24 protein-coding genes are annotated in these 25669 nt (G+C 49.1%); 13 read left to right on the top strand and 11 right to left on the bottom strand.

Features of this window, described 5'->3' with window-relative positions:
- Positions 1-14: 14 nt before the first annotated feature.
- Positions 15-3182 carry a DEAD/DEAH box helicase gene (locus IYN85_RS08050; protein ID WP_196158287.1) on the bottom strand — a complete coding sequence of 1056 codons (3168 nt, stop codon included), beginning with the start codon at positions 3180-3182 and terminating at the stop codon, positions 15-17.
- Positions 3183-3411: 229 nt separating this feature from the next.
- Between IYN85_RS08050 and IYN85_RS08045 the strand changes: the two genes are divergently transcribed.
- Complete coding sequence (locus IYN85_RS08045) at positions 3412-4374, top strand: hypothetical protein (protein ID WP_230390524.1); 963 nt, start codon at positions 3412-3414, stop codon at positions 4372-4374.
- Positions 4375-4432: 58 nt separating this feature from the next.
- On the opposite strand, the gene IYN85_RS08040 is transcribed toward IYN85_RS08045, so the two are convergent.
- Positions 4433-5350 (bottom strand): pseudouridine-5'-phosphate glycosidase, encoded by a 918-nt coding sequence (locus IYN85_RS08040; RefSeq protein ID WP_196158286.1) that lies wholly within the window; start codon positions 5348-5350, stop codon positions 4433-4435.
- A 4-nt stretch (positions 5351-5354) separates the two neighbouring features.
- Complete coding sequence (locus IYN85_RS08035; protein WP_196158285.1) at positions 5355-6485, bottom strand: carbohydrate kinase; 1131 nt, start codon at positions 6483-6485, stop codon at positions 5355-5357.
- A 238-nt stretch (positions 6486-6723) separates the two neighbouring features.
- Between IYN85_RS08035 and IYN85_RS08030 the strand changes: the two genes are divergently transcribed.
- Positions 6724-7053 carry a hypothetical protein gene (locus IYN85_RS08030; RefSeq protein WP_196158284.1) on the top strand — a complete coding sequence of 110 codons (330 nt, stop codon included), beginning with the start codon at positions 6724-6726 and terminating at the stop codon, positions 7051-7053.
- Between the two features lie 133 nt (positions 7054-7186).
- Here the strand turns inward: IYN85_RS08030 and IYN85_RS08025 are convergent, their stop codons facing one another.
- Positions 7187-7405, bottom strand: coding sequence for a DUF1653 domain-containing protein (locus tag IYN85_RS08025; protein ID WP_196158283.1), 219 nt, complete (start codon positions 7403-7405; stop codon positions 7187-7189).
- 42 nt (positions 7406-7447) lie between these two features.
- Positions 7448-7807: a DUF3088 family protein gene (locus IYN85_RS08020; RefSeq protein ID WP_196158282.1), complete on the bottom strand. Its 360-nt coding sequence runs from the start codon at positions 7805-7807 to the stop codon at positions 7448-7450.
- Positions 7808-8138: 331 nt separating this feature from the next.
- Here IYN85_RS08020 and IYN85_RS08015 point away from each other — a divergent pair, with 331 nt between their 5' ends.
- Both IYN85_RS08015 and IYN85_RS08010 read left to right on the top strand, forming a co-directional pair.
- Positions 8139-8585, top strand: coding sequence for a hypothetical protein (locus IYN85_RS08015; protein ID WP_196158281.1), 447 nt, complete (start codon positions 8139-8141; stop codon positions 8583-8585).
- Between the two features lie 214 nt (positions 8586-8799).
- Positions 8800-9714: a GNAT family N-acetyltransferase gene (locus IYN85_RS08010; RefSeq protein WP_196158280.1), complete on the top strand. Its 915-nt coding sequence runs from the start codon at positions 8800-8802 to the stop codon at positions 9712-9714.
- A gap of 14 nt (positions 9715-9728) precedes the next feature.
- Here IYN85_RS08010 and IYN85_RS08005 read toward each other — a convergent pair whose 3' ends face one another.
- Positions 9729-10265, bottom strand: a complete 537-nt coding sequence (locus tag IYN85_RS08005) for a peroxiredoxin-like family protein (protein WP_196158279.1) — start codon at positions 10263-10265, stop codon at positions 9729-9731.
- Positions 10266-10354: 89 nt separating this feature from the next.
- Here IYN85_RS08005 and IYN85_RS08000 point away from each other — a divergent pair, with 89 nt between their 5' ends.
- From IYN85_RS08000 to IYN85_RS07990, 3 genes are all read left to right on the top strand, one after another.
- Positions 10355-11089 (top strand): helix-turn-helix transcriptional regulator, encoded by a 735-nt coding sequence (locus IYN85_RS08000; protein WP_196158278.1) that lies wholly within the window; start codon positions 10355-10357, stop codon positions 11087-11089.
- 133 nt (positions 11090-11222) lie between these two features.
- A complete protein-coding gene (locus IYN85_RS07995; RefSeq protein WP_196158277.1) occupies positions 11223-11810 on the top strand; it encodes a lysophospholipid acyltransferase family protein in 588 nt (195 codons plus the stop codon).
- 371 nt (positions 11811-12181) lie between these two features.
- Positions 12182-13027 (top strand): RimK family alpha-L-glutamate ligase, encoded by an 846-nt coding sequence (locus IYN85_RS07990; RefSeq protein ID WP_196158276.1) that lies wholly within the window; start codon positions 12182-12184, stop codon positions 13025-13027.
- 27 nt (positions 13028-13054) lie between these two features.
- On the opposite strand, the gene IYN85_RS07985 is transcribed toward IYN85_RS07990, so the two are convergent.
- From IYN85_RS07985 to IYN85_RS07970, 4 genes are all read right to left on the bottom strand, one after another.
- The gene (locus IYN85_RS07985; protein WP_196158275.1) at positions 13055-15412 is read right to left on the bottom strand and encodes a GH36-type glycosyl hydrolase domain-containing protein; all 2358 of its coding nucleotides are present in this window, start codon (positions 15410-15412) and stop codon (positions 13055-13057) included.
- A gap of 408 nt (positions 15413-15820) precedes the next feature.
- Positions 15821-18034, bottom strand: coding sequence for a PepSY domain-containing protein (locus IYN85_RS07980; protein WP_196158274.1), 2214 nt, complete (start codon positions 18032-18034; stop codon positions 15821-15823).
- A gap of 3 nt (positions 18035-18037) precedes the next feature.
- Entirely contained in the window at positions 18038-19324 is a 1287-nt protein-coding gene (locus IYN85_RS07975) for an ankyrin repeat domain-containing protein (RefSeq protein WP_196158273.1), read from the bottom strand.
- Positions 19325-19342: 18 nt separating this feature from the next.
- Positions 19343-19810, bottom strand: coding sequence for a DUF2271 domain-containing protein (locus IYN85_RS07970; protein WP_196158272.1), 468 nt, complete (start codon positions 19808-19810; stop codon positions 19343-19345).
- Between the two features lie 147 nt (positions 19811-19957).
- Between IYN85_RS07970 and IYN85_RS07965 the strand changes: the two genes are divergently transcribed.
- The 3 genes from IYN85_RS07965 to IYN85_RS07955 all read left to right on the top strand — a co-directional run bounded on the left by IYN85_RS07965 (position 19958) and on the right by IYN85_RS07955 (position 22282).
- Positions 19958-20335, top strand: a complete 378-nt coding sequence (locus IYN85_RS07965; protein WP_196158271.1) for a GNAT family N-acetyltransferase — start codon at positions 19958-19960, stop codon at positions 20333-20335.
- Positions 20336-20460: 125 nt separating this feature from the next.
- On the top strand, positions 20461-21624 hold the full coding sequence (locus tag IYN85_RS07960; protein WP_196158270.1) for a type III PLP-dependent enzyme: 1164 nt from the start codon (positions 20461-20463) through the stop codon (positions 21622-21624).
- Positions 21625-21760: 136 nt separating this feature from the next.
- Positions 21761-22282: a cysteine hydrolase family protein gene (locus tag IYN85_RS07955; RefSeq protein WP_196158269.1), complete on the top strand. Its 522-nt coding sequence runs from the start codon at positions 21761-21763 to the stop codon at positions 22280-22282.
- A gap of 74 nt (positions 22283-22356) precedes the next feature.
- On the opposite strand, the gene IYN85_RS07950 is transcribed toward IYN85_RS07955, so the two are convergent.
- Positions 22357-22830 (bottom strand): MarR family winged helix-turn-helix transcriptional regulator, encoded by a 474-nt coding sequence (locus IYN85_RS07950; RefSeq protein WP_196158268.1) that lies wholly within the window; start codon positions 22828-22830, stop codon positions 22357-22359.
- A 116-nt stretch (positions 22831-22946) separates the two neighbouring features.
- On the opposite strand from IYN85_RS07950, the gene hppD reads away from it, so the two are divergent.
- From hppD to IYN85_RS07935, 3 genes are read left to right on the top strand one after another with little or no spacing between them, the layout of a single operon-like run.
- Positions 22947-24029, top strand: coding sequence for a 4-hydroxyphenylpyruvate dioxygenase (gene hppD, locus IYN85_RS07945; protein ID WP_196158267.1), 1083 nt, complete (start codon positions 22947-22949; stop codon positions 24027-24029).
- A gap of 15 nt (positions 24030-24044) precedes the next feature.
- A complete protein-coding gene (locus IYN85_RS07940; protein WP_196158266.1) occupies positions 24045-24599 on the top strand; it encodes a VOC family protein in 555 nt (184 codons plus the stop codon).
- A 42-nt stretch (positions 24600-24641) separates the two neighbouring features.
- Positions 24642-25655, top strand: coding sequence for a fumarylacetoacetate hydrolase family protein (locus IYN85_RS07935; RefSeq protein WP_196158265.1), 1014 nt, complete (start codon positions 24642-24644; stop codon positions 25653-25655).
- Positions 25656-25669 lie beyond the last annotated feature (14 nt).

The raw sequence follows: 25669 nt of genomic DNA, 5'->3' as shown, positions 1-25669 counted from the left end.
TGAAGGCGGGTTATTTAATCGTATTGTTTTAAGCGGGCAGTGAGCGTTTCCAGGTCGTCTAAGAGTATGCGATCGTCGCGTTTGGGTTTCGCAACTTCAATCTGCATGCTTTTTCGCATCGCATTAAGAGCCGCAACGATTTCGCGGTGCCGTTCCCGAATGGGGGCAATTAACGCCTCCCAATAGGAATGATCTCGGTTAGACGTCTCCCAAACCTGCTCGTATAACAGTTGCAACGTATTAAGGTTGTCTATGTAGGATTTCAACACGGCATTCACGGATGTTTGGTACCGGCTGTAGGTATGCGATGAGGGCTCGAACAACTGTGCTAACAGATCGTTCATCTGTTGCAGAACAGTCTGAGTTTGAGTCAAGCGAAAGCCCGCAAGCGTGGCCAGTCCCTCTGCCTCGGCGAAACGGCAGATGGCACGCCAATGCTCTTTGCTGACTAGCGTCATCGGGTGGGCCAAAGGAGCCGGTACCGAGTCTTTACTGCCCGCGTCCTTTACTTCTGTCAGCGGGTTAGCTTTCAACCGGCTCGGCTGCTGCACCCAGCGCTTCAGTTGTGTCAGACATGCGTCTTTATCAAAGAGCCAATCGGTCACCGAAAGAGGAAACAATGGAATGCCTACCCGGCTGAGTGTCAGGTAGCGATGTGTATGAACGGCAGTGCCAACGTCCCCAGGAAAACCGATTAGGTCGACGGCAACTCGCTGGCCGCCCTTAGTCAGCAGCAGGTCTACCGCCACATTAGCGATGTTGTGGTGTAGCTCCACATCGAACCCTTCGGTTTTCAGCATCTCGGCCATATCCGACAGCCAAGGTTCCGCTGAGCGAGTCGTTTTAATGGCCGATGCTGGAAGGCTGAAGTCATGATACTGCCTGAGTAACGAAGTCGGTGGCATGGAATCGACCGGGCATGAGAGAAACAACGTTTGCAGCAACCGGGCTCGACTGGTGGTGACATTGAAAACATCGGTTCTGTTCAAGTATGTCCAGGTGCCGTGGTGGGTGTCGTGATCTATCGCGCAGGATATGAAAACATGGTCACGTTCTTCCCCTTGAAACGAAAATGGCGTCCCAATTTTAATCTGGTGCTCTTTAATATCTTTTAACGGGATGGCCTGTAAAATCTGCTTCTTCAGATAGTCTGCCTGATCGCGGAAAAATGACAGAACACCGATGGAGGACTTAACCGCATTATTGCGTTCCGACTCAATACACTCAGTGAGATACTCGACTAAACGTTCCGCTTCCGCCACGTTGACTTTGTCGGTTCGGGTGCCGTTACCATAATTCCATGTTAAATGTTGAGCCTGCTGCCGGGCGGCTTGGTTTAACCCGGTTAACACCTGAATGTCGCCGTTGTAAAACTGGTCACTGTTGAACTGCATCAACGAAGGGACCGATCGGTAATGTTCATCCAACAACGTAATGGCTTGAGGTTGTCCGGTTTGCAACAACAGTTGATCGATATAATCCAGAAAACTGATGCTGCGATAACTAACGACATCGTGCTCGGTCAACTGCAGAGCCTGAGCGATTCTTTTTTCCTGCTCTGCCGCGAGAAAACTAACGTGCCGCAGTTGTTGTGGGTCACCGGCTACAACCAGGTTCTCCGCCATGCTGAGCGCAAGCAATGCGGTTGCCATATTTACCTGCGTTGCTTCATCAACAATGACGGTATGAAAATGCCCACTCACGTTGTCAGGAATATCATTCAAATTCACTAACCAAACACCCAAACCGGATTGTAGGCTGAAACTGCCGTTCTGTTGCTGATGAAAACTCTGTAGTGCCTGCGTCACGGTTTGTTTGCCAACGCGCTCACTGATGTCGCCCCAGGCACTGGCGTGCAAACGATATGAGGTTTGAAAGCGTTTGATCAACGTGGCATTGGTCAGATCAGCCTGTAACGCGATTAACTGTTGGATGGCGTTATTCAGATCATCGAGTTGCTCGATAATGTGAAACGATTCCGCGCGTTTGATGCGCATCCACAAGCGACTTAACCGATGACCGATCGAAACGCTGGTCAATTGCTCTGTGGTCAAACTGGGGATCTTCGTCACACTGGCTTCCAGATTAGTCAATGCCTGGAAAATGGCTTGTTGGGCTCGGTCCGTTTGGTCACTCAGTTGTTCAATGTTAGATTTTTCAATTCGCGGTAACCGGCTCAGTTTTTTAATTTGCCGGACAAAGTGCGCGTTTCGTTTGCCGTGACCAAAATGCACAATCAAATCTTCGTCCAGATGAAAGTCATGGATGAGCTTATGTTTTATCACTGAAAGAGCATGGTCACTCTGTGCGGTAATCAATACGCTTTTTTGTTGCGCCGCAAGCCTGTTTGCTAATGCCGCGAGTGTGTGACTTTTACCGGTTCCCGGTGGCCCTTGAATAAAACTGATTGCGTTTTGGTCGGCGCGCTGCAACGCCTTGTTCTGTGGTTCAGACAGGTAGGGCAGTGGAGTACTGATGTTAGGATTTCTCAGATGATCACCAAGACGAACTGCGGTTTTCTTCAGCAGCACCTGCGCCAGTAGGCTGTTTTCGGTGTGTTGACCTTGAGCGAGATGTTGCAGCAATTCCGTGAACTGTTGTTTAATCTGCGTTGAGCGCCGTTGTTTTGGTATCAACGCCATAACTGAGATGGATACGCAGGTCGGCTGTTTTATTTTCTTGGCCAGGCGAACGAGCCAGGTATTTAATCGTGCCGGGTCTGGTAGGGAATCTGGCGCGGCCATGGTGAGTACGTCCGCAGATTCAGATGCTAATTGAATGATGTTGTCATACGAAGGCGTAGTTGCCAGCAGCTCGTCTTGGTCGATATCCAGTTCCGTTAAAGAGGCAGCAAGCTCCACTCCCGCACGCTGCTGTAGCTGCAGGAAGCCATTTCGACAAAATGTGGGTTGGTAGCAAACATCCACAGTCGCGCTTGTGTTTGGGGTTGGGAACAATACAAAGTTGGAAAGCTCGACCAGGTAGTTTTCATCCTGGTCAACCAGCCACTGGCTAAGGATTGCGTCGTTGGCTTGTCTGTCGAGGCTTTGATTGGTGGCATAAACCGCCAGCGGGATCAGATCCTGGTTGTCGAAAACGCCGTGCCCCTCTGCTGTCTGAAAAGATGCTTGATAGCATTGCTTATAATATTGGATACGTGCAGCGATAGCGTTTTCGGGCATGAAATGGCCTTGTTGTAGACAGCGAAAAGTCAGTTGTCCATAGAATATCTGTGTGCAAGGCCGTGCTCAAGGTTTCAGGCGGTTACATACCTAAATCGGTAGATTGGGCAAGCAGAACACTTGCGGATCATTTGTTGTCACTCATTCTCGTTTAGTGCCATAATTCTGCGGCGTAGCAAGAGTGATGTCTGCTGGTAAGGTCAATACGAATAACAACTAAGGATCTGTCATGATCACTCAACAATCCCGACTCATTCAGCGTGACCAGCACATGCTGATTCAATTTACCGAAAACCTGCAAACAACCATTAACCGTCTGATGTCTCGTAACACGGAAAGGGCGGAACCATTAGAGAAATTAAAAAGCCAACTCAGTGGCAAAATGAGTTGGCAGGATGTGAACAGCGTGGAAGTGGCGACGGTTGATTTTCTGGATGAGCCTGCGTTGATGGCTGAATGGCAACGGCGACTGGCCGAAGTGGAATTTCTGCCCGTTCATTTGCAGCAGTTTTATAAATCCAAAATTGACGAAACCGATACCCAAGTTATTCGATCGTACCTGATTCAATTGATTACCGATATTCAATGGCGGCGAGAGTCTAAACGCATTATGAGGGCGCATGAAGGCCAGATGCGGACAAAGGTGGTCGCCCTGTTTCTATTGAGCTTCGTTTTGTTTTTTACGCCGACCCTGTGTCGGGCTGTTTTTGGTTTTGAGTTTACGAATCTGCGCTTGTATTACCTGTTTACGGCCGCCACGGCAGGCATTCTCGGCTCTTCTTTCAGTCAGCTGACGTCGTTACAGTCGAAGTTTGCACATGCCACGCTCGATCAGATGCAAGCCATTAATAAAGTTGGTTATATTCTGGCGCGGGCGACCGTTGGGGCGGGTGCGGGTTTAACCATGTTTTACCTGTTGCAATCGGGTTTGCTGAGCGGCGCATTCTTTCCGGAATTTATTCAGGATAGCGCAGAGTTGGCGGCGATTGTGAATGCCTCTTTGACGTCATCCAGTACGTTCGCAGTGTCCCAGGCCATTGAGTTTTCATATGAAATTGGGACCTTGGCGCACCCGCCGCAGGGTTTGTCTCTGCTAATCGTTTGGTGTCTGTTGGCTGGATTTTCCGAAAAACTCATACCGGGAATCTTAAACAATAAAGCCAAAAAACTGGAAGAGTCGACATCGGAATAACGGCGGCTTAAGAACCAAAAAAAGCCAGCAAATGCTGGCTTTTTTAATTCGTATAGATTTAACTCAGGTTGCAATAGTGCTGCGCGATTGCAGCCCCTAAACGCGCGTTGTTCAGCACCAACTGGATATTGCTGGCCAAGCTGTTACCACCGGTGAGTTCCGCAACACGAGCCAATAAAAAGGGTGTTGATTCCTTGCCTGTGACGTTCTGTTCATTGGCTTCCCGTAGGGCCTGCTCTATTGCGCTGTCGATGGCGGCTTTATCCATGGCGAATTCTTCCGGAATTGGGTTGGCGATAACCACGCCTCCATCCAGGTTGAGTAGCCACTTCGCCGTCAGGAACTCAGCGATTTGTTCAGCACGGTCCAAGCGATAGTCAACCGTATGATCGCTTGTGCGAGTATAGAAAGCGGGCAGAGCATCGGTTTGGAACCCTAGAACCGGGACGCCCAGCGTTTCCAGGTATTCGCGGGTCAAACCCAGATCCAGAATGGATTTCGCGCCCGCACAGACCACAGCGACGCTGGTTTTGCCCAGCTCCTGCAGATCCGCTGAGATGTCGAAGGTCTCCTGCGCGCCGCGGTGCACGCCACCAATACCGCCGGTTGCAAAAACACGGATGCCTGCCATGTCTGCAATGATCATGGTGGCAGCGACTGTGGTTGCCCCCATCTGTTTGTTTGCAATGACGTATGGCAGGTCCCGACGCGAGCATTTAGTCACGCTTAAACCCGCTTTGGCCAGTTCATCGATTTCAGCGTGGCTTAAGCCGACCTTTAATCGGCCGTTGATGATTGCAATAGTAGCCGGTGTCGCACCACTCTCTCGCACCGTTTGCTCAACCAATTTTGCGGTTTCTGCATTTTCAGGCCAGGGCATACCGTGAGAAATGATGGTGCTTTCCAGCGCGACGACGGGTTTGTTTTGCGCCAGAGCTTCCGCCACGTCCGGGTGGATGTCTAAAAATTGATTCATGGTTTCATATCTCCGTTTCAGCAGAAGCTGACAATGTTGCAGAATGTTGGATAAAAGATTCGAACCGATGAGTTACATACGATTCAGTCAGTTTAGTGTTTACAGCGTCTTTTGCCTCTAGTGTGCAGGCTGCACATGCCAGGGCGAAAGACACCTGTTGTTCGGGTGACTCGTAACGTTGTTGGGCGTGTAAAAAACCAGCCATTAATGCGTCACCAGCGCCGGTGTCGCTTTGCATGTCGCACGCAGGCACCGCTTGTATGAAGTGTGTATCGTTGTTGGCAAACAGTACGCCGCGCGCTCCCAGGCTCAGCAATACCGTTGCCACACCTTTGTTGAGTAACGCAGTCGCCAGGCTCTGTTCGCCCAATTGGGTTGTTTTCGGTAGATCCAGCAGTGCCCGAGCTTCACTGACGTTAACCTTGAGCACACTGAGTTTCGGCAGCAACGGCGCCAGTTTTACTGCTTTCGTGGCAGACACCGCATCGGCAACCAACGGTGCCGTGAGCGACTGTTCTGCCAACCAAGCCAAGGTTGCCGCAGACAGGTTGGCTTCAACAACAATCAGGCTGGCCGCGTTAAGCCGTGAACGTTTCTCATTGAGCAATGTCGGGGTGAGTTGTTCAACGATACTCATGTCAGCGACGGCGCCGATTAACTCGCCCTGTTCGTTATTCAGCGCCAGGTAAGTGCTGGTGGCAAAATCGGGCCATTGAATGAAATGTTGCGTGTTAATACCGGCGTCCCGCGCATGATCGACCAGAAAACGCCCGCGACTGTCATATCCTACCAGTGTGATCATTGAAGTATGACTGCCCAGACGCGCCAGGTTTTCCGCAATATTACGCCCGACACCGCCCGCGCTTTGCGCCACCCTGCCGGGGTTGGAATCACCACCGCGATAGGCGTTGGTCGTTATTCCCGTCAAATCGACATTGGCGCCGCCAATCACCACGATATTTTCACGCTCCGGCAAAATGTAGCCCTTGCCGAGAATAGCGCCGCGTTTGGTCAGCCTGGAGATATAACCGGCAATGGACTCACGAGACATGCCCAGTGTTTCGGCAAGTTCCTGCTGTGAGGCCAATGGGTTCGCCTGAATGGCGCTGATTAGCTTACGTTCAGTAGTGTTCATAACAAAAGTTACCATAAATAACTTTTGTTACTTTAAGCGGTGAGGATGAAAATAACAAGCACGATTTTTATAACTGATATTCTATACGGTCAGGCGAGCATTAAAGATAACCGGAAACCTGTTTAGGAAGACTACTTCGCCCTGGCGCCTGCCAATAATGTGTACGTCTAATTTGAGTATGCGCGTTCGATATTCTTTATGGTTTCGAAGCGGTATCGATTGGCTGGTAGAGCCACTATTGGACCAATTGGTTACACTTGATGGCAACGTTCCTTTTTATCCAGAGGAATGTTGCTGGGTAGGAACCACCAAAATTAAAGAAGAAGTCCGAGAAATATTGGAGTTTGAAGTGGAGTGTTCGGCAGTTGGCGGACCTATTGGAGTGTTTCGTAGAAAAGGCGACCTATGTAAAAAGCCTTTCGGACAGTATGTGTTTGAGCGAGAAAGTAGGTTTGTAATTGAGCAAGGGTTATTTAAGAGTTCAAACACCAGTTTCCATGATCGTAACGAGCGTGATGATGATAAAGCGCTAACAAGCGCCGCCACTAACAGGCATTCTGCGCCTTGAACTCTCAATAAGTTGCTCGCCAAAGTGGCGGGCGTTATGTGTCGAGCTACCCGAAATTAGTTGACCATGACACAATTGTTTATTGGACGGAAAAGCAGTGCAACCTTGCTGTGTTTGCAGTGCACCCAGAACTTCAGTTGTCACCAATAAACTCAAAACGTGGCACTTCCACACCGTCAATTAATTTTGTACTTACGAAAAGATCAATAGGGCGCACCCAGAGATCATAATTCCCATAGAGGGTACGATACACTACCATGGTTTCTTCGGTCTCCGAATGTGTAGCTGTACCAATTACCTCGTATTCGTTGCCTTTAAAGTGTCGATACTTTCCGGGTTTCAGCATAGTCATGCTCAATTTCCTCTTAAATTCCTGTGGGATGCTGGCTGTGTCTTACAGTGGCAAGCCTGCGTGATAGGTTTGACCCAGGTACTTTAGAATAGCGCGAGATTCATTGATGAACCGTCTTCCGTCAAAAAGCTGAACGTCAATGTCGTCGGGAACCGTTGATTCATCGGCGAGTATTAGTACCGGCGAACCTTGGTTCTCTTCGCCAATCTGTTCAATGATTTGCCGACGCGGGCGTACCGGAGAAACCGTGATTACGTCCAGTTGTTTCGCCACCTCGGGGTAATAGTGAAGATACCCTGTAACCATGGCGCAGGGTGGGCAGAACCGGGGGCTTTCATCCACAATATGGTTGTGAGGGTCAAGCACGAACAGTGTGTCTTTAGTAACTGGCTTTTGAGTCATGTAACGTCCTGGTTAACAGATGCGTGGTATCAGTGTTGACAAGTTTTCTGGGGCCGCACAGTATAGAACGACTGTTGAACACAATAAACGATTGTTCTCAGCGTATTGAACCGATTAACCCAGGGTAGGCGTTGGTCGGTATTAAACCAAATCATAAGGATTGTTATGCAAAATCTGAAAATTCTCTGCAACTCTGCTGAGTAAAACGGCGTTGCTTACTGTGTTCTTACCATCCCTTTGTTACCTCTATTTAACCCATTTCGTTGGTTTGTTGGTCGCAACCATGGTGTTGGCGTTGTAAAGCATTATTGTCGACTTGTATTTCAAAATTATGGGCAAATTTGTCTACGTATTGCTCGCGTTTTCGGTGATAGATTTGGTCATTTCCATATGGGTGCCAGAGCAATCCTTGCAGACCATGCTTGCGCTTAAAGTGCAGATCTGTGTCGGGCAATCGGCACTGGTATTTCTTGTTTTTGCTCTATTAAAAAAGCCAGTGCCCATGTTAATGGCAGAGGCCTTTGCACCAGCATTACGGAACCTCAAAGGGCAAAACGCCCAAGGATACATTCGGGTATGGCAACAGGTCTCCACAGTTTGGGTTATTGCCTTCGTCGCTAAAGCAATAGTGTTTCAATTTAGTGACGGATTTTCAGAAGTATCATTCGCGTTAATTAATACGTTGGCCGGTTGGCCGCTGCATATTGGGTTGGTGTATTTTGCGATTGCCTACAGCCGGAACAAGTTTGAGCAATTAGATTTTGCCGTTCGTTTGTGAATTGGTTAGAGATAGTTTTGTTATCGTAGTTATCGCAACGGTTCAATGAGCCAATCTTCGCGAAAACATAGAAGTTGTTGGCTCAAGCATCAATTCACGTAACAGAATTGATTCAGATTCAGTAAAGAGTAACTATTTGTCCGTTCTCCGAACTTTTTATTGCCGCTAATGTTCACCCTTGGTATAGCTGCTATTTTTGAACATCGGTGCTCATATGCCATACCAATTCCATTCTTATCAATCAGGGGATTTTACGGAAATTCGCAATTTTCTGGTTCAATTCTATCAAAAATACCAACTGGGTAACTGGACCCTCGACCGCTTGAATTTCACCTATTCCGTGTCGCGTATTTTAAATAATACCAGTGTGGAAGACTGGCAAAAAAAGGTTGGTATCTGGTATCGGGGTGAGCACATTTGCGCGGTTATTCTGTCCGAAGGCGAGCAGCGCGGGGAAGCGGTGATGTTGCTGGACGCTGAACCACATGAAACACTTCTGCAAGACTTGTTTGAATTTTGTGATAACCACATGAGTCATTTAAACAACGAAACCGGTGAACAGGAAATATTTCTCAGCGTTCCGAATCGTTCAAACGCCATCGATGCCTGGCTGACGCGCTTTGGGTATCAGCCAGCGGGTTGGGAAGAAGTCGATTCCTATCTGTCACTGCACCATCAAGAGGCGGTACAACTTGCCGAAGGTTATTCACTGTTAAGTGGCGGGCATATAACCCCCAGGGCAAAAGCAAAAGCGCACGCACAAACCTGGGGATATTATGAATCGGCCGACTATAACGAAGCGCGTTGTACGCAAGCCTGGGCAGCAATGACCACCATGTCAGATTACAACCCTGACCTGGACCTTTGTGCCATAGCCGCAGATGGTGAGATAGCGGCCTTTGTCACCTTATGGCTGGATGCCAAAAATGAACTGGCTATCCTGGAGCCCGTTGGAACGGTTGTACGTCATCAACGCAAGGGTTTGTCGAAGGCCCTCATTCAAGAAGGGTGTCATCGTGCCCTTAAATTGGGTGCCAAGCGTGTCAAAGTCGGGTCAGATATTCCTGCGTATCTGGCTATGGGGTTTCAGCCTGCGCAGCGTTACCCCATCTTCCGTAAAATTGTCTGAGGGGTGACAACTTCTCACACCTCGCCTGTATATTCACCGCGGGCGGGGTAATTGTTGGCAATAATGAAATCCAACGCCCCGACTAATTCCGAAAAGTGCGGTCGCACAAAGGGCATGGTACTCACTGAACCGAAGTAAAGGCTTTGGTCTGGGCTGACCAGAAAAAGGCCCGGTTCCGAAAACAAAGCGGGTTCTTCAATACCCAGCGATGTTTTGCCCCGTGAGGTCGAAATATACAACCCCCAGTCACGCGCGACCGATAAAGGCAGGTCATAACCCACGCGCAGATTCTCCGCCTTGAGCTTGTCGGCCATGGCTTGCGCACGCTCATTGTTGTCGCTGCTGATGGCAATCACGCTGAGTCCTCGCTCGCTAAACTGAGGTACCAGTTTTTCTAATTCGCTCAGATATTTCGCGCAAATCGGGCAATGCAGACCGCGGTAAAAAACGACCAGTGAGCCACGCTCGCCACCGGATTTCGATAAATCATAGGTATCTCCGGTCAGCGTCGGGACCACGAGTGAGGGTACTTTCTTTCTGGGGGTTAACATGCAGATTCGCCTTTTCGTTGGGTTTTTCTGTACTTTAATGTACTAGCAGCTATGATTTGTGCGTATTTAATGATGAAAAGTACGGATTTATGGCATTAGATAGGCTTACAGCCTTATTCAGGCATGTGCAGTTTTCGGTGTTGCGACCGGGAGCAAACCCGGTAAACCAGCTGCCCGTTCCTCGTTTGCGAGTCAGGGAATGCGACGGGGGGATGAGCGTCAGTTTTTATAAAAAAGCCATGTCTGAGGCGTCTGCTGCATGCGATATTGCGCTGGACTTTGGCGGGCCCCAGAGCCCTTTATGGCTCGGGTTACCCGATGAACTTCACGCCAACTTTACAGCGCAAGATGCGGCATACCCGATTGCATCCATGGTGATGCAGGAAACGGTGACGTCACGTTGCGGTTCCCCGGTCGTGCTGGACCGGTTATTCGAAGTCTTGTTGATCCTGCTGTTGCGTCACGCCATAGAACAAGGTCAGGTGCTGGCTGGTTTACTGTCTGGTCTGGCTGATGACCACTTGAAGTTCGCATTGGTAGCCGTGCACGATAATCCCGGTGCCGATTGGACAACAGAACGATTGGCTGAGCTTTGTCATTTGTCGCGTACGACTTTTTATCAGCGCTTTCAGAAACGAATTGGCGTCACCCCGATGCATTACGTACGCGGTTGGCGAATGTCATTGGCGCACATTCAGCTTCGAAAAGGGGATCGTATCGCCAAGGTTGCGGCCGATTTAGGGTACCGTTCAACGGAAGGTTTTTCACGGGCATTTCATCAACACTTTGCGCAGTGGCCGGGTGAAATAGCCCGCTCAGTCTGAGTCGTTAGAGCTTGGTTTGCCGGCTTTGTACGGTAAAAACTACAAACGTTTATTCCCAGAGGTTATTAACCTAACTCTAAAAAGCCGCTAAACTCCAGTTTCAGAACAGTTGTATAGAAATCTGGAGATTCTTTTGGTTCAGTTACCCAAAGTCCCCGAAGGTTGGGAGCCATTTGGCAATGCCTTCAGTCGTTGGTTTGGTCGTTCGGTGCTTGGCTTGTTAGGCTGGAGTACCGAAGGCGAATTACCGAACGAACCCAAATTGATGTTTGCAGTGGCCCCTCATACCAGCAATTGGGACTTTATTATCGGCTTGATGACCATGTTTGCCATTGGGTTCAAGGTGAATTGGCTAGGTAAGCATTCCATTTTCATTTGGCCGTTCAAGGGGCTCATGACCAGTTGGGGTGGGATACCAGTCTATCGACACTCTCCTAAAGGCTTTGTCGAGCAGGTAGCCGACCAATACCTGAGCCACGAAAAACTGCATATTGCCATAGCCCCAGAGGGAACCCGATCCAAGGTGGGTAAGTTGAAAACAGGGTTCATTCGCATGGCCGTAGCAGCCAATGTGCCCATTTTTCGAGTCAGTATCGATTATAAGAAGAAGAAGGTTATCTTTGGTGATCTGTACATACCTATTGGGGACCTGGAAAAAGACGAACGAAACTGTTACGACTATTTCAAACAATTCAACGGCAAGTTCCCTGACAATTACTGAGTTTTTCTTCCTCTATAAACGCCACCGTTTAAAACGCGGTGGTTTTTATGTGTTGCATTACCGATAAAAAAAGTTACTGTGCCAAATGGCAGGTACTAAAGCTCACTTGGCTTGAAAGTTGTCATTTAAAGAATACCTTTAACTGTATATCCCTTACTGAGAAGAACCAGTCAGTTCTGAAGATTCGTTTGTAGTTTTTAACGAAAGAACCTTTCGGAGGATTTTTCCTTTCAAGGGGAGTACCCCTTACACCCCCCTTTGTCGCCCGCTATTGTTTTCACTTCCAGCCCTAAAAAACTTTCTTCAGGAGGGGGCTTTTCTTTCAATTTGCCCTGAGTAAAATACGCCGTCCTTTATTTTAGCTGCGTTGTATGAGACTGATCAGTTTTGATGCGTTGCGAACCCTCAAGTTCCCCGAACACCGTTACCTGAAACCCGAACTTTTTTTGAATCATCTGGATGAGATCCGTGAAGCGGATTTTGTTTTATTCCCAGAGTATTGGCAGTTGAATCCGTTGGTTTACGGTTGTGCTGTACGTACGTTTCCCAGCGAAGCTACCTACAGGATTGGGCACAATAAAATAGAGATGACGCGGGTGCTGTCGACTCTCTTTCCGGCTAATTTACCTCAGACCTGGATCTTGCCGAACACGCCAACCAGTAGCAATAAAATCCTGGATACGCTGGATTATCCATTTGTCGCAAAATTGGTGAAAAGCGCACGAGGTGAAGGGGTTTTTCTAATCCAGAATAGGTTGGACTGGCAGCACTATGTTGCCCAGGCCGATGTCTTGTATGTCCAAGAGTATTTGCAGATTGACCGGGATTTACGACTGGTGGTCATTGGCGAACATGTGGTGGGCGGATATTGGCGTTTGCAAAGTATGAACGGGTTTCACAACAACATCAGTCAGGGCGGTATGTTTCTCAGCGCAGACATTCCGCAAGCTGCCATCGATCTGGTGACTCAGGTGGCAACTACGCTAGGTATTGATCACGCCGGTTTCGATGTGGCGATGGTGGGCAATCATCCCTATTTGTTTGAGTTCAACCGCATTTTCGGTAACCAAGGAATACAGGCGCTGATCGGTGACCTTACCGAACCGATCATAGCCTTTCTGCACAAAACGTTGGCGGACGATCAGCAGGACGATCCGTTCCGGCCAAACCGGAGTGGTGGTCCAGGCGGCGGCCGGCGGATGCGGAAAGTCGCTTGATGATTTGCCCGATAAACCGTTAGCGTTCTACACTTTTTTATAGGTGAGTTCGAGTGTTCCGTTAGCCGGTAAGTCGGTTACCTGAAAGCCCGCTAATTTGCTATCGGCCAGCCACAGTTCGTCTTGTTCACGGGTGGTATCCCGACTTACCGTCAGGTGAATTGTGCAGCCGCGAAATATTCGGGTCACTTTCATTTCCGGCCAATTGGCCGGCAAGGTGGGTTGCACACAAAGCCCATGTTCATTGCCTTTTAAACCGGCCAGTTCTTCGATCAGCAAACGGTAATACCAGGCGACCGTGCCAGTATTAAACAGGTGGCTGGATAATCCCGTGTAGCTGGGGTACTGGTAAAAAGCGCCTCGATAGTAATTGGGGATGAACACCGGCAGTTGTCCTCGTCGGCTCAAACCTTCGTTGCGTGCCAGCGGAATCATGGCGTCCATAACCTCAAACGCACGTTCTGTTTCGCGCGCGGCAAACAAGCCAGCACACCAAAACATAGCCGCATGATTATAAATGGAACCATTTTCGGCACTGCCGGGGAATTTTTGGGTTACCCGGCCAATGTCCTCATGCATGTGCGTAAACGCAGGGGCATTCATCATTGGACCATAGGGTGTGTCTAAATGCTCATGAACCGCTTGCAGTAAATCTGTTTTTTGTTTCTCGCTGGCCGCACCCGATAACAGAGCCCAGCTTTGCGTGTTGAGAAATATTTTCCCTTCCTGATCTTTATGGCTGCCAAAAGGGCGATTGTCATCGGTATAGCCCCGCAAATACCATTGGCCATCCCAGAGGTATGTGTTGATGACCGTATGCAGGTGGCTTAGCTGCTGGCGGTATAGGTCCGCCATGTCGGTTTGTTCGATCAACTCACAGATGGGCACCCAAAGTTTCAGGGCGTACGCCAGGGCTTGGGTTAACCAGCCAGACACCCCTACGCCCTTTGGACCGACCATATTCATCGGGTCACACCAGTCACCTTGTGCAATAAACGACAACCCCCGTTGATCACGATCGGCCAGTAGCCAATCCAGACTCAAGCAGACGTGCTGAAAAACGGTGGCTGAACGCGTGCTGTCAGTAAACGCAACCTCCTGCCACAGCAGAGAGTAGTCAGCGGTCTCGTTCAGGTAAGCTTGCAGGCAGATGATGACCCATACGCCATGGTCGGTGTGGGGAATCTGGTTGATGTATTTCAGTTCAGCGTCGTCGCGCAGCAAAATGCCATCCGGCATTTGGCCGCTACTTTTTTGTTGACCAAGCGCGGTGAGTAACGCAGATCTGGTTTTCTTGGGGTCCAGATAGGCCATGCCCATTGCGTCTTGCAGGTAGTTTCGAGTTTGCGGGTCTGTTGACAGCCGCTGACTGTCTCCGTGGTACTGCAACTGCCGAGGCAACCAATGGTTGACGAAATGGTTAAACTCATCATCTGGGCTGGTCAGGATAAATTTGCCAACATTTTTTGTGATTGAATCGTGATACGAACGTTGATCCTGAGCGATTTTTTCTCGGGGTAGATAGTTTTGCGCTAACGCCTCGATGTCTTCATTGGTTTGCGCCGGACCAAATAAAAAAGTAAACGACCGGTGCTCACCTGCGGTTAAGGACAGCTGATATTGCATAACGCACGCCGGGCATTCGTACACGGCGGATTGATTGTCCAATGCGCCTTGCTTTAAAGCGTCCGGGTTGTGCAGGCCGCCTTCACCTTCAAACGCCTGCAAGCGAGCTGACCAACTGTCGGGCGCTTCACTGGCCATAAAAAACGTCAGGTCTTTGAAGTTTTTCTGCTTCGGGTAGTCTTCCAGCTTTTGATAGGGCGTCACGCAGCGGGCAACAACGCTGTTCAGGCTGGGCAGATAGTCGGCAGACATGTTCATCCAGGACGAATAACCGACGGGGAAATAAGGCGTGAACGATAAACGCTTTGCGTCGGCCGATAAGTTTGTCAGCACAACATGCCACCGTTCCACACTGGCATCGCTGGCCAGGCTGACGGTGATATCGAGTTGAACATTGTCTTTTACGACGCACCAGCGGATATCCGACAACCCTGGTTCAAAACGGAACGTGTCCAACGGTGCGCGAACGGGCTCGTACGGCGCCGACCAAAGGGAATTTTCGTCGTGATCTTTTATGTAAAAAAAGCGACCCGGGTGATGTGCAAAGTAAGGGTGTTCTGGCTGCATAAACGTCTTTGCGGCCAGCATCGGACCATGTGCGTATTTGGCCGGTTCGGGTTGCATGAACTGCGCAGTTGCATAGCCGCGGCAGGTCACCTGCAGCATCATGTTGTTGTTCCACAAGAAGGACGACGCTTTCGGCGCAATGAGCGGGTCTGTCAGTTGGTAACGGGTTCCGTTCTCTATAAATTGTCCCATTAGGGCCTTGTCCGAATTATTCTAATTAGGTTTATGTTACCCGTAACATTCCACCCTTGTAAAGCTGAAGGACTTGGTTCATTCAATTGGCCATTGCAGTTGCTAGATTCACCGGAGTCATTTTCAAGACAAGAATCTCTGAATCGGATTGGCTAGTGGTAGTGTTTCCAAAGTCGGGTGTAATGACGGCATGGTTAACATGCTTGTTTCTTGCCGGTTAGGGATCAGCCAGAAGGATCGAATCGAGGTAGTCCTGAAGCAGAACGATTCGATTCAACCAGGTCTTCGAATGATGCGAAGACCCTAAAATTGTTATAATAATTCAGGTTTGGATTCATGAGTATGTCGCCGCTTCATTTGAAGTGACTTACGTCTGCGACTATTGGCAACTCTCCGCATGTCAATTAATTAACTGCCGTAGGCTTCCACAATAAATCGACCCTGATGTTGCAGTTCACGTGTATTCCAAGGGCAGTTGTTTTCTAAAAACAAGGTGTCGAGTGTCTTCGCAACAGACTGGGCCATAGCGGTTCCACCACACAGCATGATTATGCCATCTTCGGCCAATAAAGAGAGCAGAAGATCCGCCTGGAATAGAATCGGTTCCTGTACATACTGTCGCGCAGGAGTTCGAGAGTAGGCGACAAAGGCGTGTTGTAATTTTCCGTGTTGTTGCCACTGGGCTATATCATCTTCGTAGCAGCTGTCTTGTTCCGGGTGACGAGTGCCAAAAAACAACATCATGTTTTGCCGTGTTACGTTGTTTTCGATCATGCCTGCAAATGGGGCGATGCCGGTGCCCGTGGCAATAAAGGCGACGGGTTTATTGCTGGGCAAGTGAAAATGGCGGTTAGTTTGAATGCGAGCATTTACAGCGTCTCCTACTTGCAGAGAATGCAACCAGGAGGATACCACGCCCCCCGGTATTTTCTTAACGCACAATTCAATGGTTTGATTTTTCGCGCCGAATGGGTTGGATGATGCAATGGAATACATGCGAACTCGGCTGTTCTTTTTCAGCCTAACAGCGAGGAGGTCGCCCGCTTGAAACGGTTGATGACACAAAAGGCAGAGTCGCATAACAGAGCCATCCTTAGAGAACGTTTGTTTGCTGATGCGCATCGAGATAAAGTCAAGCGAATTGGGTAAGTCGTTTTGTTCTGTCCATGTGAGTGAACTATCTAGTTGTGCCGTCATTTGTTGTCCCCAGCGGTTGAATTCTGTCGGGTTTTGTCGATCGATGGTAAATAAGGGTTGAATTGCCAGTGCATAACGTTGTAACGCATCGCTGATTTGTTTGGCGTAGCCACAAAAATTTGGGTAACTGCTGTCGCCGAAGCCTACAATCGAATAACGCCATTGGGGTTGCTGCGCGTCTTTTTCCAAGTTATTCAAAAATTGCTGAGCATTGCTCGGAGCCTGACCATTTCCGTATGTCGAGGTGAGAATAAATAGCCAGCGCGCTTGCGGGTATCGCTGCATGCTGTTTAAATCAGCTTGATGAACCTGTAGCCCGTGTCCTGTTAAGACTGACATCAGGTGTGCAGCAAAATGCCATGTCGTTTGAGTTTCTGATCCTACAAGAATAACGACCTCTGCTCGGTCAGGCTCGCAGTTTTTTGATGCAGGTGAGCGATGACGTTTTTTGAGCCAAAGAACAAATCCTGTAATCGAGAAGATCGGAATGCAGAGTGAGCAAATACCAAGTACGGCGGCCCATAGTGGTGCTCCCTTGCCCGAATGCAATGTCAGCATCCAGAGTTTTAAGATCATCGATGGTGGATAATCCTGCTGCGATAGTTTGCGTCCCGTAAACTGGTCATGAAAATGATATTCACTATGTGTTCGCAGCACATAAACGTCGAACCAATCATCTGGGATGGGAAATGTAAGGCTTTTTACTTCTCGCAATGGCAACGTTTTGAATGCAGGGAGCTGCCAGACGGGAACCGGAGTCAATTCCAATTCGGATTCTGGGTAAAGCGGAGAAACTTGACCCGACGGTAGCAGATTGAATGTTACCAGTGCCAAGTAAATACCGCTTACACTCATTATCAGCAACGGCAATATACACAGTTGCCCGAGAATTGTATGCCATTTTACCAGGCCATTCCCCCGCGCGGGCATTAGTATTCCACGCCAGCCACCTTGTCGTCTCGCGACCAAGTTCAACCCTGTTATACACAAGGTCAGCAACGTAAGCGCAGAAAACAATACCAGCCATCGACCCGTGTCATTCAACCACAAGCTACGGTGGAAGGATTTTAGCCGCCGGTAGAATGTCGACTGGATGACGTCATTTAAGGGGTCACCGGTCGTGATATCGAAATAGGTTTGAACCAGTTTTCCATTGTCACGATGCTCGACAATGATTTGGTTATAGTCGGTTACTGTGACTTTTTCGATGTTCTTAGTATGTTGTGAAATTATTTCTAAAGTAGTAGCCAGAGTTTGGGTAGTGATAGATTGTGATGTCGTTGACAAGGCTTGTATCACCGGCTCTGACGAAAGTAGGAATCCCGAAATTGAAACAGCGAACATGAACATGACGCTCACGATGCCCAGCCACCGGTGCCAGCAACGAGCGTCGCTGGCGTTGGATAAAGTATTAGTCCAACTCATGACTTACAGAGTTGCCGCTTGCAATTGCAAGAATGCCTTGCTGGCCCGCAAGTGAGGGTTATCCTGTATCAGCACCCAGGCTGTATCGCCAAAATCATCCTCTATGCCTGGATCTGCTCCTGACTCTAACAGTAATTCAATGACTTCACTGTTTTGTGCAATCAGAGCTGCTTGCATCAATGGGCTTAGCCCTTCGTTATTCGTATGATTCAGTGGTACCCCGGCATTCACTAATTGCTGAATTACTTCGATAGGTTGCTGGTAGCTCAGTGCGTTGTGCAATGCATTGTTGCCGTAGTTGTCGACTGCGCTGGTGTTTGCCCCAGCGGTTAGTATATTGATTGTTATCTTGATGTTGTCGGAACGACGGACATCATTGTTTGCTGTGCGCTTGGTCGCCATTAGCAAAGCAGTATTTCCTTGCGAGTTTTTATGATTGACGTCATTGCCCTGTTGAATAAAGAAGTCGATCACTTCAACTGAATTGCGTTCACTTGCGATAAGTAAACCGGTATTGCCCTGGTTATCAATGGCTTTTGCGGATACACCTTCTGTCAATAGGAAATCGAAAACGCTCCGGTTATTATTGCGGTATGCAGCAACCAACATTGCGTTCTGACCACGATTGTCCACTTGTTTTTTTAGATTTTTTGTGGGCGCCAACCACTGAATAACGTTTAAATTAGTGTTACGGTAGAGCGCATTAAAAAAAACATCTCGCCCTTCACCATCCTTCGCGGTGAGGTCCACACCGAGCTTTCCCAGAAACTCAATATAGTCAACCGTTTCTGTGCGTTGCGCAGCGATGTGTGCAGCGTTGCGTTGCGCTTTATCTAAAGCCTTTATATCAAAACCGAGTTCAATAAATGCACTTATGATCGCCTCAGAAGGCTGGCTGTTTACCGCAAACAATAGAGCATTGCGGCCACCATGATCCAGAATGTCAATATTAGGGTTGTGTTGAATAATTTTTTCTAGCAAATCTAAATGACCGGACGAGCCAGCATAAAAAAGAGCTGTTCGGCCATCATGACCAATTCGATTAACGTCTGCGCCAGCCTCAATTAGGCTTTCAATCATCGAAGGTGTCGCGTCATTGCGCAATGCCAATAACAAAGGCGTGTAGTCGTTGTCGGTAATATCTGTCACCGAATGTCCAGCTTCCAACGTGCGTGCAAGAGATTCCTGCGAGGCGTTTTTCCAGAATTGGGAATCTAATAACGGGTTCTCTGCTACAGCGGTAGTCGCTATCGCAAGTGTAAAAAGCAAAGCGCTTGTTTTCTTGAGCATAACTATATCCTTGTGTGGTTAACGAAATCGAATGAAAGACACCCAGCCGGTGCCGGGTATTTTCGAATTGCTCAGCTCCATGTTTAGGGGAACTTCAATGTCGATTTGATGACTTGCCTGATCTTCAACTGAGGTTTCTACCCGCAGGGCATAACCTGCATCTAAAAAGGACTCTGGAATGTCAGTTCTCACCACGTATCGATCGCCAGCAGAAGTGCTTGCGCCTGTGATTCCGTCCAGAGCTTGCGGTTTTCGGGTCAAGTATTTCCACCATCGACTCAAACCTTCTTCGTAGTACTTTTCTTCTTCACCGGAGACCCACAACGTCTGTTCATATCGCCCCGAAGGGTTGACGAGATATAGCGTGGAGTAGCTGGCTTCTCCGTTATAGCTTTTTATTTGTACTTGAACTGTGAGCGGTTTCGCCGCAAGGGTGGTCATACAGCAGCACAGGGCAGCGGTGAGCAGGTGTCGGTTGGAAGTCATATACATTCTCTATTTGTAAGTGATAATCATTCTCATTTAAAGTAATGAGCAAGTCAACTTAAATGAGAGTGATTATCAGAAAGGGTCGAGTTGATTTTCTAAACAGCGATCTTCAAACTGACGGAAATCCGTTAAGAAGTGTCCAATATGAGCGTCACATACATTTCAGGCGATCTCGTCTTTGCAGATGAATTTATTGAGTTGGCCAACGCTGTCTGGCCGAAAGATTACGACCGCCAGAAAGTTTTAGCCGCGCTGACGGTGACGGACTGCATCACGGCGAGAGACGATGGCAGGCTGGTTGGCTGTTTACGCGTCCTGAGTGATGGGTATCTGTTCAGTACCATTCCGGAAGCATTTGTGCACCCAGATTATCAACGGCGGGGTATTGGTAGCGAGCTGTTTGAAAGGGCCAAACAACATTGCCCAACGTCTGTTTTCTTTGGGGCGCAGGCTGGGCTAAATGCCTTTTATGAACGACTTGGCTTTGAAAAAAGCCTGCAGTCTTTTCATTACAAAAAATAAGTCTAAAAAAATCCCCTTTGCCAATAAAAAGTTTGTGCAGAATGCCCGGACCGACCCTATACTTCGCGCCTTAACCGGATGCGAAACCGCGTCCTTATTTCACACTTTGTGAGCACACAACCGCTATGCAAATCCAACCCGAAGACTACTACGACAGCGAAACCTTTCAGCGCATTAAGGCCTTTGCAGATACTCTGGAAACGCCTTGTCTGGTGGTGGATACAGAAACCTTCCGTCGTCAGCTTGACGAATTGATCGACTGTTTCCCGTACGCAAAAACCTACTACGCCATTAAAGCAAACCCGGCAGAACCTTTGCTAAAAATCCTCGACAGCCGTGGCTGTAATTTCGACGTGGCATCCCGCTACGAGTTGGATAAGGTATTGGCGCTAGGTGTGGGCGGCGAACGCGTCAGTTACGGCAATACCATTAAGAAAGTAAAGGACATACAGTACTTTCACGAAAAGGGCGTGACTCTTTTTGCGACTGACTCCGAAGCGGATTTGCGGAACATTGCGGCGGCTGCGCCCGGAGCGCGGGTTTTTGTCCGTATTCTGACCGAAGGGGCTCACACCGCAGATTGGCCATTGTCGCGAAAGTTTGGCTGCCAAACCGACATGGCGATCGATTTGTGCTTGCTCGCCAGAGACCTGGGCTTAATGCCCTATGGCATTTCCTTCCATGTGGGTTCACAGCAACGCGATATTGGCGCCTGGGATTCGGCCATCGCGAAAGTGAAATGGATTTTCGAACGTCTGGCTGACGAAGATGGCATCAACCTGAAAATGGTGAACTTAGGCGGTGGCTTTCCAGCAAACTACATTAGCCGTACCAATGACTTGCGTACCTACGCGGATGAAATCACCCGTTTTCTGAACGAGGATTTCGACGGCAAGTTGCCTGAAATTATTCTGGAACCGGGGCGTTCTTTGGTAGGCAACGCGGGTATTCTAGTCAGCGAAGTGGTGTTGATCAGCCGGAAAAGCCGCACCGGTTTGAACCGTTGGGTGTTTACCGATATTGGTAAGTTTGGCGGCATGATTGAAACCACCGATGAAGCGATTAAATACCCACTCTACGTCGAAAAAACGGGTGAGGGTGAAGAGGCCGTGATCGCCGGTCCAACCTGCGACAGCGCCGATATCCTCTATGAAAACTATAAGTACGAGTTACCATTGGACCTCGCCATTGGTGACCGGATGTACTGGTTTTCAACCGGGGCTTACACCACCACCTACAGCGCAATTGAGTTTAATGGCTTCCCGCCGCTGAAGGCGCATTTCATTTAAACGGTTGGTTGTTAATGATTGAACGCTCCCGGTTGTTACGCTAACGCCGGGAGCGTTAAAGCGGCGGCTAATCATTACTGTTCAACGTGCGACTGGTTGAAAATTCAAATCATTTGGAAATGAAGGAATAAAAACGATGAATGCTTTGTTGGTTATCGATGTGCAGCGGGTGCTTACCCACGTCGGTGTGGACGCTGAAAATATGATTCATGCGATTAACCAGGCCATACAGAAAACTCGCCAGGCGGGTGGACCGGTGATCTTTGTCCGTCATTGCAACGATTCCCACCCAGAACTAACGCCTGGTGCAGCGGGTTGGCAATTGGATGAACGTTTGATGCGGCAAGCGGATGATAGCGTTATTGATAAAACCGCAGGTGATGCGTTTTACCAAACCACGCTGCTGGAAACCTTACAGGAAAAAGGTGTCACCGAGGTTACCGTGGCTGGAATGCAAACCGAATTCTGTGTTTGCAGTACCGCACGTTCGGCGGTGAGTCTAGATTTTGATCTGATCTTTTTGAGCGATGCCCATACCACGTTAGACACCGAATGGCCGGCGCACCAGATCATCGCGCACCACAATCACACCATGGCTAACATGTCGCATCCTACCCGGCGAATACAAGTGCTTTCCAGCTCACAATACACCGGTTAAATGTGTTGTCTTTTATTGTCCGGCGGGAAACCGTTGTGCTGTCTATGCCAGCATAGACCAAAGTGCCTTGCAGCCTAAAGCAATAGCTCTGCCGCATCGGCTTCCAGGTCTAAAGTGTCAAGTTTATTTAACAGCGCCAACAGCTGTTTTTGTTCTGTCTCGGTTAGCTGAGCCATCAACTTGTTCTCATAGGCTTGAGCCACCGGTATAACTGCGTTGTAGGTCTTCTTACCGGTTGCCGTCAGGCTCAATTGCGAACGCCGTTTGTCGGCTCCATCCGACTGTTGCTTGACCAGTTTTTTTTCCACCAGACCATTGACCGCACGAGACACGGCAACTTTATCCATCGCCGTACGCTCGGTGACTTCATAGGCCGCGATGGGCGAATGTTCACCAAGGATGGCAATAACACGCCATTGTGGACGGGTAATGTTGAATTCTTCCTGATAACGCTCTGCCAGTGCACGACTGATCCGGTTTGACAAAACCGACAGGCGATAGGGCAGGAAGTCTTGTAAGCTCAGTACAGTTTTATTTACATCTGGCATAGTTTCTCCACAGGCGTCAGATGGGCGGTGTATTGTATTTAGTTTCATATGAAACTAATGTTTTTGCCAGTAAAAATAATAAATGCCCACAATCACAGGGCTTATCGGAGAGATACATGGCAGACCTATTTGAAAACCCTATGGGCCTAGAAGGCTTTGAATTTGTCGAATTTTCCGCACCGGAACGTGGCTTACTGGAGGATGTTTTCAGCCGGCTTGGTTTTACCGAAGTAGCGAAACACCGCTCCAAAGACGTCACACTCTGGCGTCAGGGTGACATCAATTTTATCGTCAATTACGAGCCAAAAACACCCGCTGCCTATTTTACCGAAGAGCATGGTCCCTGTGCTTCCGGCATGGCGTTCCGCGTTCGAGATTCGCACCTCGCTTACAAGCGGGCGCTGGAATTGGGCGCCCAACCAATTGACGTACCCGTAGGACCAATGGAGTTAAAGCTGCCCGCCATTAAAGGGATCGGGGGCGCTCCATTGTATTTGATCGACCGCTACAACGACGGTACCAGCATTTACGATATCGACTTTATTTGGCATGAAGGCGTTGATCGCCATCCGGAGGGCTGTGGCTTCAAGGTTATCGACCATTTGACGCATAACGTGTATCGCGGCCGGATGGATTATTGGGCGAACTTTTACGAATCAATATTCAATTTCCGTGAAATCCGTTATTTCGATATTAAAGGTGAGTACACCGGATTGGTTTCCCGCGCGTTGACTGCCCCTGATGGTTTGATTCGCATCCCGTTGAATGAAGAGAAAAACGGCGGCAGTGGTCAGATCGAAGAATACCTGATGCAATATAACGGTGAAGGCATCCAGCATATCGCGTTTTCGTGTGACGATTTGCTGGCTTGCTGGGATAAGTTGAAGGCTAGTGGCGTTCCTTTTATGACCGCGCCGCCGGATTCTTATTACGCCATGCTGGATGAGCGGTTGCCCGGTCATGGCGAACCAGTCGACGAGTTGAAAACCCGTGGTATTTTGTTGGACGGCTCAACGGAAGATGGCGACCCACGGCTGTTACTGCAGATTTTTTCGGAAACGCAGATCGGGCCGATCTTTTTTGAATTTATTCAACGGAAAAAGGACGAAGGCTTTGGAGAGGGTAACTTCAAGGCCTTGTTCGAATCTATCGAGCGGGATCAGATTGCCCGTGGCGTCGTTGGCAAACAAAGCGCCTGAGCGCAGGGGTGATTTATGGATAACGGATTTTCACTGCAAGGTGTTCACCATGTGGCGTACCGATGTAAGGACGCGGCCGAAACGGTCGCGTTTTATCAAAAACATTTAAACATGGAATTTCAGTTAGCGATTGCGGAAAACGAAGTGCCGTCTACCAAAGCACCGGATCCATACATGCATGTATTTCTGGATGCTGGCAACGGCAACGTGCTGGCGTTTTTCGAAGTTCCCAATTCACCACAAATGGGGCGTGACGAAAACACGCCAGCTTGGGTTCAGCACATCGCTTTTAAAGTGGACAGTATGGAGGCACTTTTAGCCGCGAAAGAAAGTCTGACCGCTGCCGGGATTGACGTGATCGGACCGACCGAGCACACCATTTTTAAATCCATTTATTTCTTCGACCCTAACGGCCACCGCTTGGAACTGGCGGCGAATACCGCCAAACCCGGCATGTTGGCCGAGTTGAAACGCGTAGCTCCGGCTATGCTGGAAGAATGGTCGCGAACCAAACGGGCACCCAAACATGCCGCTTGGTTGCACGGTGACGGTGAGTTTCCAGGCGCTTAAACCAATCCCAAAAACTGAATCTGAAGTCTGTTAAGGAATTCTATGAAACTTGCTTCCCTGAAATACAAGCGTGATGGCAAATTGGTGGTAGTGAATCAGGCGCTTACGCGTATGGCGGATGCGACAGATATTGCGCCAACCCTGCAAGCCGCGTTGGATGATTGGGACACCACTCAGCCATTACTGGCCAAACGCTATGCAAAACTGAACGAAGACAAAATCGATTCGCAACCCTTCGATGAATCCCTGTGCGCATCGCCATTACCGCGCGCCTACCAATGGGCAGATGGTTCTGCTTATGTTAACCACGTAGAGTTGGTGCGCAAAGCGCGTGGTGCGGAAATTCCGGAATCGTTCTGGACGGACCCGCTGATGTATCAGGGCGGTTCAGATACGTTTTTGGGCCCAAAAGACCCTATCCAGTTTCCCCAAACCGAAGGTTGGGGCGTCGATTTTGAAGCCGAGTTGGTCGTGATGACCGATGATGTGCCGATGGGCACAACGCCAGAACAGGCCGCTGGTCATATTAAATTGATTGCCCTGGTCAACGATGTGTCCCTGCGCGGCCTGATTCCACCAGAACTGGCCAAGGGTTTTGGTTTTTTTCAATCCAAACCGTCCAGTGCGTTCAGCCCGGTATGTGTTACGCCCGATGAGTTGGGCGATTACTGGGAAGATACCAAAGTCCATTTGCCATTAGTGTCGCACCTGAACGAGGAGCAGTTTGGTGAACCCAATGCCGGTATCGACATGACGTTTAACTTTGCCACCCTAGTGGCGCACGCGGCGAAAACCCGGAAACTCGGTGCCGGGGCGATCATCGGTTCGGGTACCGTGTCGAACAAAACGGATGGCGAACCAGCGAAACCTGTGAAAGAGGGCGGAGTGGGCTATAGTTGTATTGCTGAGGTTCGGATGATTGAAACCATCTATCAGGGATCACCCAAAACCGCGTTCATGGATTTTGGCGACCGGATACGGATCGAAATGTTCGACCCTCAAGGACACTCCATTTTCGGCGCCATCGATCAGGTGGTCACGAAACTGGATACTTGACCGATCAACCGAAA

The sequence above is a fragment of the Reinekea sp. G2M2-21 genome (assembly GCF_015687175.1).
GTDB lineage: Bacteria > Pseudomonadota > Gammaproteobacteria > Pseudomonadales > Natronospirillaceae > Reinekea.
The sequence above is the reverse complement of the archived record's forward strand: the minus strand, read 5'-3'. Positions and strand labels throughout refer to the sequence as shown.

Coding starts and splice junctions, on each gene's coding strand:
- IYN85_RS08050 (WP_196158287.1), bottom strand. CDS start 3,182: ATGCCCGAAAACGCTATCGCTGCACGTATCCAATATTATAAGCAATGC.
- IYN85_RS08045 (WP_230390524.1), top strand. CDS start 3,412: ATGATCACTCAACAATCCCGACTCATTCAGCGTGACCAGCACATGCTG.
- IYN85_RS08040 (WP_196158286.1), bottom strand. CDS start 5,350: ATGAATCAATTTTTAGACATCCACCCGGACGTGGCGGAAGCTCTGGCG.
- IYN85_RS08035 (WP_196158285.1), bottom strand. CDS start 6,485: ATGAACACTACTGAACGTAAGCTAATCAGCGCCATTCAGGCGAACCCA.
- IYN85_RS08025 (WP_196158283.1), bottom strand. CDS start 7,405: ATGACTATGCTGAAACCCGGAAAGTATCGACACTTTAAAGGCAACGAA.
- IYN85_RS08020 (WP_196158282.1), bottom strand. CDS start 7,807: ATGACTCAAAAGCCAGTTACTAAAGACACACTGTTCGTGCTTGACCCT.
- IYN85_RS08015 (WP_196158281.1), top strand. CDS start 8,139: ATGGGCAAATTTGTCTACGTATTGCTCGCGTTTTCGGTGATAGATTTG.
- IYN85_RS08010 (WP_196158280.1), top strand. CDS start 8,800: ATGCCATACCAATTCCATTCTTATCAATCAGGGGATTTTACGGAAATT.
- IYN85_RS08005 (WP_196158279.1), bottom strand. CDS start 10,265: ATGTTAACCCCCAGAAAGAAAGTACCCTCACTCGTGGTCCCGACGCTG.
- IYN85_RS08000 (WP_196158278.1), top strand. CDS start 10,355: ATGGCATTAGATAGGCTTACAGCCTTATTCAGGCATGTGCAGTTTTCG.
- IYN85_RS07990 (WP_196158276.1), top strand. CDS start 12,182: ATGAGACTGATCAGTTTTGATGCGTTGCGAACCCTCAAGTTCCCCGAA.
- IYN85_RS07985 (WP_196158275.1), bottom strand. CDS start 15,412: ATGGGACAATTTATAGAGAACGGAACCCGTTACCAACTGACAGACCCG.
- IYN85_RS07980 (WP_196158274.1), bottom strand. CDS start 18,034: ATGAGTTGGACTAATACTTTATCCAACGCCAGCGACGCTCGTTGCTGG.
- IYN85_RS07975 (WP_196158273.1), bottom strand. CDS start 19,324: ATGCTCAAGAAAACAAGCGCTTTGCTTTTTACACTTGCGATAGCGACT.
- IYN85_RS07970 (WP_196158272.1), bottom strand. CDS start 19,810: ATGACTTCCAACCGACACCTGCTCACCGCTGCCCTGTGCTGCTGTATG.
- IYN85_RS07965 (WP_196158271.1), top strand. CDS start 19,958: ATGAGCGTCACATACATTTCAGGCGATCTCGTCTTTGCAGATGAATTT.
- IYN85_RS07960 (WP_196158270.1), top strand. CDS start 20,461: ATGCAAATCCAACCCGAAGACTACTACGACAGCGAAACCTTTCAGCGC.
- IYN85_RS07955 (WP_196158269.1), top strand. CDS start 21,761: ATGAATGCTTTGTTGGTTATCGATGTGCAGCGGGTGCTTACCCACGTC.
- IYN85_RS07950 (WP_196158268.1), bottom strand. CDS start 22,830: ATGCCAGATGTAAATAAAACTGTACTGAGCTTACAAGACTTCCTGCCC.
- hppD (WP_196158267.1), top strand. CDS start 22,947: ATGGCAGACCTATTTGAAAACCCTATGGGCCTAGAAGGCTTTGAATTT.
- IYN85_RS07940 (WP_196158266.1), top strand. CDS start 24,045: ATGGATAACGGATTTTCACTGCAAGGTGTTCACCATGTGGCGTACCGA.
- IYN85_RS07935 (WP_196158265.1), top strand. CDS start 24,642: ATGAAACTTGCTTCCCTGAAATACAAGCGTGATGGCAAATTGGTGGTA.